The 11,330-nt window shown below is 40.5% G+C and carries 9 protein-coding genes; 4 read left to right on the forward strand and 5 right to left on the reverse strand.

The window, feature by feature from the left end; all coding sequences use genetic code 11:
• A partial coding sequence (locus HMPREF2795_RS09260; protein WP_261675904.1) for a Rib/alpha-like domain-containing protein occupies positions 1 to 3,026 on the reverse strand: 3,026 nt, incomplete at its 3' end.
• A 278-nt stretch (positions 3,027 to 3,304) separates the two neighbouring features.
• On the opposite strand from HMPREF2795_RS09260, the gene HMPREF2795_RS09265 reads away from it, so the two are divergent.
• On the forward strand, positions 3,305 to 4,774 hold the full coding sequence (locus tag HMPREF2795_RS09265; RefSeq protein WP_075228715.1) for an AcpB/EbpR/MafR family transcriptional regulator: 1,470 nt from the start codon (positions 3,305 to 3,307) through the stop codon (positions 4,772 to 4,774).
• 191 nt (positions 4,775 to 4,965) lie between these two features.
• Here HMPREF2795_RS09265 and HMPREF2795_RS09270 read toward each other — a convergent pair whose 3' ends face one another.
• Together HMPREF2795_RS09270 and HMPREF2795_RS09275 are read right to left on the reverse strand one after the other, a co-directional pair.
• Complete coding sequence (locus HMPREF2795_RS09270) at positions 4,966 to 5,403, reverse strand: Rrf2 family transcriptional regulator (RefSeq protein ID WP_075228716.1); 438 nt, start codon at positions 5,401 to 5,403, stop codon at positions 4,966 to 4,968.
• 71 nt (positions 5,404 to 5,474) lie between these two features.
• Positions 5,475 to 6,314 carry a metallophosphoesterase family protein gene (locus tag HMPREF2795_RS09275; RefSeq protein WP_075228768.1) on the reverse strand — a complete coding sequence of 280 codons (840 nt, stop codon included), beginning with the start codon at positions 6,312 to 6,314 and terminating at the stop codon, positions 5,475 to 5,477.
• Between the two features lie 147 nt (positions 6,315 to 6,461).
• Between HMPREF2795_RS09275 and HMPREF2795_RS09280 the strand changes: the two genes are divergently transcribed.
• Entirely contained in the window at positions 6,462 to 6,914 is a 453-nt protein-coding gene (locus HMPREF2795_RS09280) for a universal stress protein (protein WP_045762643.1), read from the forward strand.
• Between the two features lie 115 nt (positions 6,915 to 7,029).
• Here the strand turns inward: HMPREF2795_RS09280 and HMPREF2795_RS09285 are convergent, their stop codons facing one another.
• Entirely contained in the window at positions 7,030 to 8,421 is a 1,392-nt protein-coding gene (locus HMPREF2795_RS09285; protein ID WP_075228717.1) for a Cof-type HAD-IIB family hydrolase, read from the reverse strand.
• Positions 8,422 to 8,486: 65 nt separating this feature from the next.
• Between HMPREF2795_RS09285 and HMPREF2795_RS09290 the strand changes: the two genes are divergently transcribed.
• A complete protein-coding gene (locus HMPREF2795_RS09290; RefSeq protein ID WP_075228718.1) occupies positions 8,487 to 9,449 on the forward strand; it encodes an asparaginase in 963 nt (320 codons plus the stop codon).
• A 304-nt stretch (positions 9,450 to 9,753) separates the two neighbouring features.
• Here HMPREF2795_RS09290 and ccpA read toward each other — a convergent pair whose 3' ends face one another.
• Entirely contained in the window at positions 9,754 to 10,761 is a 1,008-nt protein-coding gene (gene ccpA, locus HMPREF2795_RS09295; RefSeq protein WP_075228719.1) for a catabolite control protein A, read from the reverse strand.
• A 205-nt stretch (positions 10,762 to 10,966) separates the two neighbouring features.
• Between ccpA and HMPREF2795_RS09300 the strand changes: the two genes are divergently transcribed.
• On the forward strand, positions 10,967 to 11,284 hold the full coding sequence (locus HMPREF2795_RS09300) for a DUF960 domain-containing protein (protein ID WP_000885928.1): 318 nt from the start codon (positions 10,967 to 10,969) through the stop codon (positions 11,282 to 11,284).
• Positions 11,285 to 11,330: the final 46 nt, after the last annotated feature.

The raw sequence follows: 11,330 nt of genomic DNA on the forward strand, positions 1-11,330 counted from the left end.
GGATCTTTAACAGTTACTTTAACTGGTACTTCATAAGTTAACGTATCTGGGTAAGTAACTACTACTATCGCGTCTTTTTCACCTGGTGTTGCTGTATCGACTGGTGTCTTGTACTCGAAGGTTGTTCCCTTAGGTAGTTTGTCAAAGTTTCCGATTGAAGCTTCTGCTTTTGGTTCCTCACCAACTTTAACAGTTTGATCTTTAGCTGTTGGAGTGTTGTTTTCTGCATCAGATGTCTTATCTGGATCTTCTACAGTCACCTTAACTGGAACTTCATCTTTAGATCCGTCTGGGTATGTTACAACTACTGTCGCGTCTTTTTCACCTGGTGTTTCTGTATCTACTGGTGTCTTATAAGCAAAGCTAGTACCATATGGAAGTTCACCAGCATTGTCGATTGAGCCTTCAGCGTCTGGTGTTGAACCCTTGTAAATGTCTTGAGCTTTAGCTTTTGGATCGTTCTTATCTGCATCGCTACGTGGATCTTTTACAGTTACTTTAACTGGAACTTCATCAGTTGACTTATCGGGATAAGTAACTACTACTATCGCGTCTTTTTCACCTTTGGTTGCTGTATCTACTGGTGTCTTATAAGCAAAGGTAGTACCACTTGGAAGTTCACCTGTATTGTCGATTGAGTTTTTAGCGTCTGGTGTTGAACCTGGAGCAACTGTTTGTGCCTTAGCAGTTGGTGTGTATTTGTCTGCTTCCTTAGCCACTGGTGTAACTAAGTATGCAGCCGCAATCTTATCTACGGATTTATCAGGATAAGTAATTGTAACATTACCCTTTTCATCCGCAACGAATGTTGTTCCTTGTGGAAGCGTAGGATTCGCATCTCCAACTGCTTTCTCAATAGCTGCCTTCTCAGGGGCACTTACATTGTTAGGATCAGCAACTTCGATCTTATTAGCGACAACAGCTGGTGTGTACTTTTTAGAAGTCTCAAGCACTGTAATCGTAAGATTTCTCGTTACTACTTTCCCATTTTTATTTTTAACAGCATAGGTAGCAGTAGAACTACCTGCAGGCTGCGTCATATCAACATTACCACTATAGTATGCCTTACGCTGTCTATAAGTTGATGAGCCAGCTGTATCCAGGAAACCACCATTACGATCATTCGTATATGCTAGTCCTTTTGCCAAATAAGGATTATTAGGAATCCAAAATTTTTCAACTGACGGTGATCCTGCTGCTTGAATTGTTACATTGACAGGATCACCCGGGTAAACTGTAAGATGTGACTCGGTAACCAAAAGTTGAGTGTAGCTATCTCCACTAACTCCCCCACCTACATAGGTAATTGGTGATTTTGTAACCGTAATCGGTGCACTCTTAGCTGACTCACTTCCACCTACTGGTGTTGAAGTCGCTGTAATTTGTCCTTCTGGAAGACTATTTATTGGAGAGATAGTAGCAACACCTTGATTGTTTGCTACTGCTTCGCCGATCACAACTCCGTCATTATTGTAAAGCTTCACTGTAGAACCAGGTTCTGCTTTAACTGTCACATCAGCTGGCGTACTTGCTTTACCTGATAGATCTGAAGTGATCTCTGGCGCTTGGCCTGCTGGCTTATTAGTATCCGCTGGCTTATTAGTATCCGCTGGCTTATTTGATGGAGTAACTAGGTATGAAGCGTCAATCTTATCTGTTGATTTATCAGGATAAGTAATGACAAGATTTCCTCTTTGATCAACATTATATAAAGTACCTGGAGGGAAACTTGCATTTGCTTTTTTAGTTGCTGCGATAATTTTATTTTTCTCGTTTTCAGAAACATTGTTAAGATCAGCAACTTCTACTTTTTCACCTGGAACAGCATCAAGCTTCTTAGTAAGTTCCAAAACGGTAACTCTAAGGTCTCTCGTTACAAGTGCATTATTCTTACTTCTAACTGCGAAGGTCACAACAGTATCACCTGCTGGTTGGTCCCAAGCAACAGTACCTCCGTATCCGTTATTACGTCTTGTATAGGTCTCTGTTCCAGCTGTTTCTAAGTAAACACCTGTAGGTTTCAAACCCTTGACAGCTGTTGGATTATTAGGAACCCAAAAGGTTTCCATCTCTTTAGATACTGCTGTAACACCAATCTTAACAGACTCACCTGGATAAACAGTGATGTGTGATTTGGTAACGAGTAGTTGGGTATTATGACTATCGTTCCCTTTTGAAACACCACCTCCTGCTGAAGTTTTTTCTGCACGAGTCGCTGTGACAGGAGTGCTCTTAGGAGACTCACTTTCACCTACTGGTGTAGCTGTCGCTGTAATTTCACCTACAGGAAGACTGTTTGTCGGAGTAATGGTCGCTACACCTTGAGCATCTGCTACTGCTTGACCGATAACAACACCATCATTATTGTAGAGTTTAACAGTTGAGCCTACTGGTGCTTTAACAGTGACATCCGTTGCAGAACTTCCTTTTCCTTTAAGATCTGAAGTAATTTCTGGAGCCGCTACTGCCGCACGTGTTCTACGTGATTTAGCTACTTGAGAACCATCTTTAACTGTTTGAGCTGCTGTCAAATTTGCACTTGAACCATCTGCAAAAGTCACAACTACTGATCCGTCTGCTTGAACTTGAACATCAGTCGCTGTAGGGTTTGCTGCCTTAACAGCTGCTACAACTTTGGCTTTTTCTTCATTAGTAAGTGCTGATGGATCGTACACCACAGTCACCTCTGGAGCTTGGATGCTATCTGCTTCCTTAGCTTTTTCAGCCGCTACTACTGGTTCTTCTTTAGAATTTTGAGTAGTTTTAACTTTTTCTTCAACCACTGCTGCTGGAGCTACTTCTACAGCTGGTGCTGCATAAGTTGTTTTCTCTTCAGCTGCTGCTGGCTTAACCCCCTCTGCTGTAGAGCTAGCTTCTGGCTTAGCTTCTACTGCATCTGCTTTGACTGATGGAGCTACTAACGCTGCCCCAACCGCAAAAACAAGCGAACAACCGAAAAGGAAATGTTTTCCTTTTTTGATCATACGCCAATTCTTTTGTTCTGCATTTTTTCGATTAAAATACATGAATCTTTTCTCCTAATTTTAAAAATTATAGCATGTCTTTAACATACAATTTAAATTATAAAACATAGCTTTGTTTTAGTCAATTATTTTAAACTATATATTTAAAAATTTTTTTCGATACAAAAAAATTCTAAGCCAATGATTTTTTACTAAAATACAATATAATAAATGCAGGCAAATTCTTTGTTTTTTTTGATTTACTTGTGATATAATAACTAACATCTAAAAAATATGATTTTTGTTTGTTATAATCAATTTTATTACAGGAGGAACGATTTATGAGAGCCCTATTGACTCAAAAAGAACAAAGGCAATTAAGAATTTTAGAATATTTATTTGAAAATCCAGACTGGATCCACCTAGATCCCCTAGCAGAAGACCTAGATATCAACACCCGTATCATTAAAAGCGATATCAAGGAGATGCGAGAAGTCCTCTCTTGCTTCGAAATCCAATCTTCAACAGCTGGTATCAGACTGGCCAACCCTAAAAACTTGGGTATTGAACGAATTTACCGCCACATTTTACAAGATTCTTCTAACTTCCAAGTTTTGAGAGCATTCTTTTTATTAGAAGAACCATTTACCTATGAACACTTAGCTCAAAACCTTGATGTCTCACTACCTGCACTTCGCAAAAAAGTAGCTGAGATTAATCATACCTTACAAAATAAATACCGCTTCAAACTCAAAGTCACTCCAATCTCTATCATTGGAGACGAAAAGGACAGCCGCTTCTTCTTCGCCCAGTATTTCCATGAAGCCTATGGTTACTTCAAATGGCCATTTACTGATTCTAAGAAAGACATTGAAGAATTTGTTGCTTTCTTTCTTAAAATGACAGGATTTCCTGCCAACTATGCTAACTTGTTGCAGCTAGAAACACAAATAGCTGTTAATTTGCACCGATTTAAGATTGGTGCCACCATCCAAACAACGAGTGATTCTACAAATGATCTTCCTTTATATGATCAACTGTCGGAGTTCCAAGATCAACTCGAACCATTGGCTAAGCGTCTGAATATCGAGGTTAACCGTCATACCTTAGAACAAATCTTTGATTCATATACTCAAAAAGGAATCTTCTTTACTGTTGAAGAATTTCTAGCTGCCCGTTCAGAAGACAAACAGGTTGATCACTCTTACCACGCTGCTCGAGATGTCCTCGATAACTTGACTCGTGAATTCGGGATTCACTTTACAAATACTGACGAGCTAGTTTGGCACTTACATAATACCGCTCTTCTTGAACGTCAAGAGATCAACTCAGAATCCATCATTTCTCATAATAAATCCTATACGCTTCATAAAATCAAGAAATTCTTCCCTGAATTTTACGAAGCAGCTGTTTTCGAAATGATGCGTTATAAGTCTAGCTTGGGACAGAAAGAACAGGCGCATGCTGTCGTCCATCTGGTTTACACCCTCTTGACCCACGCTACAGATTTGATGGAGCAATTATTAGAATCTCAGAATAAAGTCCGTGTCCTTGTGTTAAGTGAGTTTGACTTCGCACATCCACGCGCCCTTATCTCTCTATATAAATACTACACTTCTAAAAATATCCAGTTTGAAACTTGGGACAAGGCTACATTGAATGTTGATGAGATTATGGAGGCTGGATATGATGCCATTTTGACCAACTTTGATGTCGAAGGCTTAGAGCATCCAAAACTAATCAATATCGGACGTATGGCCCAGCTTCAAGTTATTAACGAACTGAACACTATTTCGCTTGGTGATCTTTAAAAAAATATTGAAAATTAGAGTCGCTTAATCATCCGAATCTTAGAGAACAATTTCTATAACCTATAAAAGATAAGAGACCGGAACTCCAATAATTGGAGTTCTGGTCTCTTATCTTTTTACTATTTTGATTTTTTAAAAAAGGAATTCAGTGCTTTAAACCGAAAAGACTCTTTCTGCTACTTGTATAGTTTCTATTTCTCTATCCTTGCTTCTGCATCTGCTACTACTTGGGCAAGACTGGTTTGACTCAGTTCCTGCTCCATAGCTAGCTGAATCTTTTGTAATTTTTCATCTAAAACCCCATGGATATTTGCACCAACTGGGCAGGCTGGATTTGGATTGTCATGAAAACTAAAGAGTTGACCTGTCTTTCCTAGACATTCAACTGCTTGGTAAACATCTAAAAGACTGATATCCTCTAGGTCTTTGATAATCTCTGCTCCACCAGTTCCACGCGCAACTGAGATCAACTCTGCCTTTTTCAGTTGAGATAAGGTCTTACGGATAATGACAGGATTGACTCCAACGCTACTAGCAAGAAAATCACTAGTCACCTTACTTTCTTTCCCTTTCAAGGCTATGATAATCAACATATGGGTCGCGATGGTAAATCGACTTGAAATTTGCATAAGGTTCTCCTTTTTCTATTAGACTAGTTCGTTTTTTACTTATATTTATTATATCTCTTGTAGTTGTAATGTCAAGAGTTACCACTTAACCAGTCATCTAGTTCTGCATCATGACCTTGACTTTGGGCAATTTCATGAAGTAGTTCCTGATTATGGGTATGGTGAATCCCATTAACCAAGCTTTCATAATAAACTTGGTAGTAGGGTAATTGTAACTCTTTGGCTAGTTGTAATTCTGCATCAATATCATAATCAACCCGACGGAAATCGACATCTTTCAAGCCTTTTTCATCAAACTCTAAAATCATGTACTGAGCACGTAAGTCCTTGCGTAAATTTTCAGATAAAAAGAAGGGTTGACCAATGGAACCTGGATTCAGGATAAGCTGGCCACCACTACCATACCGAAGAAACTGTTGATGGATATGACCATAAATGGCAATATCGCAGTCTGGATTGGTGACAAGGCGATCAAAGTCCTCTTGCTTTCCAAGATGAATCAGCTCTCGTCCCCAATTTTTATCAGGCAAGTGGTGGCTAATCCCTAGCTTCAAATCTCCAAACTGGCGGTGCACTTGCAAGGGATAGTTCTGCAGTGCCTCAATTTCCTCGATGCTGAGCTCTTCCATAATATACTGACATTGGCGCAAGAGATAACGATGACTGGGTCTGGTTTCATCTAACTGACGATGGCAGGCGCGCCACAAGCTCTCCTCCCAATTCCCTAAAATTCTAAGAGTGATGGGTAAAGTCTCCAAAGTCTGGAGAATATTTTTTCGTCCTGTTCCAGGCATGAGTATATCTCCTAAGAGCCAATACTCATCAACCTCCGCCTTCTGCGCATCTGTCAGAACAGCCTCCAAGGCTGTCGTATTGCCATGTATATCCGATAATACTGCGATTTTTGTCATATCTCTTCCTCTTACCTCTTCTATTTTTATTATAACAAACTCCAAGTCAAAGTCAAAAAGCATCTATCTTCTTCCTATCGTTTTTTACTTTACTTTTTTAGTGAAAAGGAATACAATGAAGGTAATAAGAATGAGGAGGTTTTTGCTATGGCACAACGTTATGAAAACATCATGGTAGCGGTTGACGGTTCTAAGGAAGCTGACTTGGCTTTCATCAAAGGGGTTCATTCAGCACTACGTAACCAGGCAAAACTAACGATTGCCCATGTCATTGACACACGTGCTCTTCAAAGCATCTCAACATTTGATGCCGAAGTTTACGAAGAATTGCAAGTCGAGGCCAACGATTTGATGGCTGAATACGAAAAACGTGCAAAAGATGCTGGGCTCACAGACATTAAAGTTGTTATTGAGATGGGAAATCCTAAAACTCTCTTAGCTAAAACAATTCCAGACAAAGAAAAGGTTGATTTGATTTTAGTTGGGGCAACAGGACTCAATGCCTTTGAGCGTCTGCTAGTTGGTTCTTCATCAGAATATATCCTACGCCATACCAGCGTTGACCTTCTCGTCGTTAGAGATAAGGATAAAACTTTGTAATAAAAACAGAAATGAGGTTAGGATTTTTCTCCTAACCTCATTTTTTTATAAACTATTGATGTCGTAGTTGAAACTAGGAACTCAAAATATCATTCCAGGCTTCCTCTGCTATCGCCTATTTTTTATCTTCTCTTTCCTTATGGCGCTCATAGGCCTTTATCTGGCGCTCAATCTCCTTTTTAATAGCTGGTTCTGGAGCGTATTTTTCTTCCCAGTCATCTGGTTTTAGGATTTTGTGGGTCACTGGATCAAAATGAGCTTTTCCATCAGGGAACATTTTCCCCATATTTGCTTGATGGACAATGTCAAAAATCCGTTCTGGGTCCACCCCCATCAAAACAAAACTACCATAGGTGAAGTATAGGGTGTCAATCAAGGCGTCTACTTGCCCTACCAAATCTTGCTTAGCAGGCGTTTTCTTAGCAACTTTCTCTGCTGCTTTATCCAGCGCTTGGTGTAGCTGTCCAACTGCCTGTTCGAAATCTTCTTCAGAAGAGCTAGCAGCTCGGACAAACTCCACTAATTCTTCTATCTTAAATCCCGCTCTATGGGTGGCACCTTCTAAGTCCCAAGCTTGTGGCTCTTCCTGAGTTCGTTCATCCATCATGTGGTGGAAGGTCTTGACCTTATTAAAATGGTAATCACGGCTGACAAAGACTTTTTCTGAAGCCAGAACACCAAAATGCTCTAAAGCTTTGTGAATCCCATCTTGTTGGTTGCTGGTTGTGATATGCTTAGCGACTTCCTTGACACTGCTACTACCATTGCCCATAGCGACTGACATCCCAACACCCGCCAGCATCTCTAGGTCATTGTCCGAGTCACCGAAGGCCATGACTTGATTGAGATCAAAACCATACTCTTTTCCGACACGGCGAATACCTTCTAGCTTGGAATTTCCTTGATTGATGACATCGGCCGCAAAAGGATTACTACGAGTCAATTTCAAGTCGTGAAAGTCAGCTGCTGCTTTCTCAGATTCTTCTGGCGTCATTAGCATCAAAACTTGATAAATGGGCTGATTCATCAACTGGAGCAAGTCTTCTTCCTTCTGAGGAACAACCTTACTCACCATTCGATTAAAGGAATGACTAACTGTACGAGTCAACATAGAGGGGACAAAACGACTCACTCTTTGTGAAAAAGAACCTAGGCCAAAAGACATGATTTTTGAACCCAGCATGGCATCCTTGGTCCCCAAAGCAATTTCCTTGCCCTCTTTTTTAGCATAGGCTATCAACTGCCGTAAATGAGATTTGGAAAGAGGACTTGTAAACAAGACTCTGTCTTTATTAAAGATATATTGGCCGTTATAGGTTACAGCAAAATCCAGATCTAAATCTTCCATTAAATCCTTAACAAAAAAAGGTCCTCGCCCTGTCGCTACTCCAACAAGCACTCCCTGTTCCTTCACAATCTTAATCGCATCCTTAGTGGATTTCAAAACACTCTTGCGATCGTTGACCAGTGTTCCATCGATATCAAAAAAAACAGCTTTGACTTCCATCCTACCTCAATCTCCCCTTTTGTGATACAATGATTATACCACATTTCAGAAAGAGTGAGTAAATCATGCCTAAGAAAATCCTTGTTTTACATACGGGTGGTACTATTTCCATGCAAGCCGATGACTCTGGCGCTGTTGTGACTAGTCAAGACAACCCTATGAATCATGTATCCAATCCACTTGAGGGAGTTGAAGTCCACGCTCTCGACTTTTTTAATCTGCCAAGTCCCCATATTAAACCAAAGCATATGCTGGCTCTCTATCAAAAAATTAAAGAGGAGGCTGATCATTATGACGGTTTCGTGATTACACATGGGACAGATACCTTGGAGGAAACTGCCTATTTCCTTGATACTATGGAGGTTCCTCACAAACCGATCGTGCTAACAGGGGCCATGCGTAGTTCCAACGAGCTTGGAAGCGATGGCGTCTACAATTATCTCAGTGCCCTACGCGTAGCGAGTGACGATAAGGCTGCTGACAAGGGTGTCTTGGTCGTTATGAATGACGAGATTCACGCTGCTAAGTATGTGACCAAGACGCACACGACAAATGTTAGCACCTTTCAAACGCCGACCCACGGCCCTCTTGGGCTCATCATGAAACACGAGATTCTCTACTTCAAAACAGCTGAACCCCGTGTTCGTTTTGACCTTGATAGAATTCAGGGCTTGGTCCCTATTATCCCTGTCTATGCTGGTATGACAGAAGAACTACTTGATTTGCTTCCTGTTGACCAACTGGATGGACTCATTATCCAGGCTTTCGGTGCTGGAAATGTTCCCAAGGAAACAGCACAAAAATTGAACAACCTTATCCAAGAAGGACTCCCAATCGCCTTGGTTTCTCGTTGTTTTAACGGGATTGCTGAACCTGTCTATGCCTATGAGGGAGGTGGCGTTTGCCTGCAAAATGCTGGTGTTTTCTTCGTCAAAGAGCTCAATGCTCAAAAAGCTCGTCTCAAACTCCTCATTGCTATCAATGCTGGCCTTAGAGGAGAGGAATTACGAGCCTATATGGAAGGATAATACTCTTCGAAAATCAAATTCAAACCTCGTCAACGTCGCTTTGCGTAGGTATATGTAACTGACTTCGTCAGTCTTATCTACAACCTCAAAGCAGTGCTTTGAGCAATCTGCGGCTAGTTTCCTAGTTTGCTCTGTGATTTTCATTGAGTATAAAAAAGTCGGTGAGATAGAAATTACTAGATCAAGTCTTGTTTTCTAGTTCACTCCGAGAGCTTCCAACCATCAACTTGATGCTTGAACTATTGACCAAAAAGTTTTTTCTACTAAAAAGCGAGGTCGGGATTTTTATCCCGACCTCTTCTTGTTAATCTTTACGAGTTGAATGACGTTCTACTAAACCATGTGGCAAAAGAACTTCACGCTCTTCTAACTCTTCCTTATGCATAATCTTCGTCAACATACGCATACTAATAGCACCGAGGTCATACAAAGGTTGCGCAATGGTGGTTAGGTTTGGACGAGTGTAACGCGCGATTTGCGAATCATCACTGGTGATAATTTCAAAGTCTTCTGGTACAGAAACTCCCTTGTCAGCAAGTCCGTTCAACACACCTGCTGCCAGTTCATCTCCTGTTACGACCGCTGCTGTTGCTTTAGAAGAAATCAAACGTTCTGCCAAGGCATAGCCATCATCATAACGGTATTTTGATTCGAAAACAAGGCCTTCACTGTAGTTAATTCCCACTTCTTTCAAAGCATCTTTGTAACCAGCTAAGCGAATCTTACCATTAATATCATCCACTAATGGTCCACTAACGAAGGCAATTTTTTTGTTTCGCTTCAAAAGATGACGGACTGCATCAACCGTAGCATGTTTATAGTCAATATTGACACTTGGAAGTTGGTGCTCCACATCCACTGTTCCTGCAAGAACCACAGGTGTGCGTGAGCGTGAAAACTCTGAGCGAATCTTCTCCGTTAAATGATAGCCCATGAAGATAACACCATCCACCTGCTTAGAAAAGAGAGTGTTGACCACAGATACTTCCTTTTCATCATCCTCGTCGCTATTGGCAAGGACGATATTGTATTTGTACATCTCCGCGATATCATCAATCCCTTTAGCAAGGGTAGAGAAATAAGTATTTGTGATATCTGGAATAACAACTCCAACTGTTGTAGTTTTCTTACTTGCTAGACCACGAGCTACTGCGTTAGGACGGTAGTCAAGGCGATCAATGACCTCTAGAACTTTCTTACGGGTGTTTTCCTTGACATTCTTATTGCCATTGACAACACGACTGACAGTCGCCATTGACACTCCCGCTTCTCGGGCAACGTCATAAATTGTTACTGTATCATCTGTGTTCATTCCGTTTCCTTTCTACTTTGAAAATTTTGTTTTCATGATTCCACTGTTCTCATTTTACCACTAATTGTAAGCATTTTCAAGCATTTGATGAAGAATCGTTGAAAAAATTTCAAAATCATTCTCATCTTTTTAAAGGTAGTTGACTTTTCTTGATTTTTCTAACAGTTTGCAGTATGATAATAAGAAAATCAATCAGGAGATAGGGATGGCTTTTACAGATTCTCATAGACGATGTGCCAGTTTCGGTGTGGTGACCAATTTACCCGACGATGTTATCGATTCAATCTGGTATATAATCGATCATTTTTTAAAGCATGTTTTTGAGCTAGAAGATGAATTGGAATTTCGACTTTTGAATCATGAAGGCTCCATCACTTTTCGTTTTTCTAGTCAACATCTACCAACTACGATTGACTTCGACTTCAATCATCCCTTTGACCCACTCTATCCACCTAAAGTTCTGGTCATGGATATGGATGGGAAGGAAACCATTCTCCTACCAGAAGAAAATGACCTATTTTAAAAACTCTAGTCTCCTCTATCTACTTAGGAAACTAGAGTTTTCTTTT

It is taken from the genome of Streptococcus sp. HMSC056C01 (genome assembly GCF_001811305.1).
In the GTDB taxonomy this organism is placed as follows: domain Bacteria; phylum Bacillota; class Bacilli; order Lactobacillales; family Streptococcaceae; genus Streptococcus.

Bases quoted from the DNA above. Each gene is read 5' to 3' on its own strand.
- HMPREF2795_RS09265 (WP_075228715.1), top strand. From the start codon at position 3,305: ATGAGAGCCCTATTGACTCAAAAAGAACAAAGGCAATTAAGAATTTTA.
- HMPREF2795_RS09270 (WP_075228716.1), bottom strand. From the start codon at position 5,403: ATGCAAATTTCAAGTCGATTTACCATCGCGACCCATATGTTGATTATC.
- HMPREF2795_RS09275 (WP_075228768.1), bottom strand. From the start codon at position 6,314: ATGACAAAAATCGCAGTATTATCGGATATACATGGCAATACGACAGCC.
- HMPREF2795_RS09280 (WP_045762643.1), top strand. From the start codon at position 6,462: ATGGCACAACGTTATGAAAACATCATGGTAGCGGTTGACGGTTCTAAG.
- HMPREF2795_RS09285 (WP_075228717.1), bottom strand. From the start codon at position 8,421: ATGGAAGTCAAAGCTGTTTTTTTTGATATCGATGGAACACTGGTCAAC.
- HMPREF2795_RS09290 (WP_075228718.1), top strand. From the start codon at position 8,487: ATGCCTAAGAAAATCCTTGTTTTACATACGGGTGGTACTATTTCCATG.
- ccpA (WP_075228719.1), bottom strand. From the start codon at position 10,761: ATGAACACAGATGATACAGTAACAATTTATGACGTTGCCCGAGAAGCG.
- HMPREF2795_RS09300 (WP_000885928.1), top strand. From the start codon at position 10,967: ATGGCTTTTACAGATTCTCATAGACGATGTGCCAGTTTCGGTGTGGTG.